This window comes from Vibrio sp. YT-19(2023) (assembly GCF_033337395.1).
In genome coordinates, this window is record NZ_JAWOQN010000615.1 from 1 (window position 1) to 651 (window position 651).

Genomic DNA, 651 nt, shown 5'->3' on the forward strand with positions numbered 1-651 from the left:
TTCCGCCACCAGCCGATGTGCAGCGTCGTACTCATAGCTGACGGTTGCACCATTTGGCTTGGTCAGCGAACTCAGGAGGCCCACAGCATCATAGTTGTAGACCGTGGTTCCTTCTGGCCCAGTGGAGCTGACAAGTCTTCCTCTGGCGTCATAGGTGAGGGTTTGGGTTACACCATTGACACCCTGAATGGTCCCGGCGCGACCGTTCGCGTCGTAGTCACCAAACTGCGTCACCTGCCCCAGCGCGTTCGTTGTCCGGATCAGGTTGCCCTGGTCATCGTAGTCAAATGTCGTAACATCGCTGACGTCGGTGCGCGGACCATCAACCGAGGCCAACAGGCTCGGCTTTCCTGTACCAACAGGGGCATAGGTGTAGGTCCATGTCCGGGAAGCGCCCGAGCTGCGATCTGTGACCTTGCGGCTTATCACCCGGAGATGAGTGTCGTAGGTAAGCTCAGTGATCCTGGTTGGTTCCGTGATTTTTGCAGGGAGCGACTTGGAAGGAAGCCAGTCGGTCGTAACCTTGCCCCCATCCTGGTCTATCTGGGTGGTTTCCAATCCCCGGTCGTTATGGGTGAACGTGCGCTTCTGTCCAGCACGATCTGTAATGCTGGAGACGAGGCCTTTGCTGTCGTAGACGTAGGTTTCCTT

Annotated in this window: 1 pseudogene; it reads right to left on the bottom strand. The window is 57.1% G+C overall.

From position 1 onward, the window contains the following. Window positions 1–651 (bottom strand): annotated as a pseudogene (locus R7E78_RS27465) (type IV secretion protein Rhs); the annotation flags it as partial.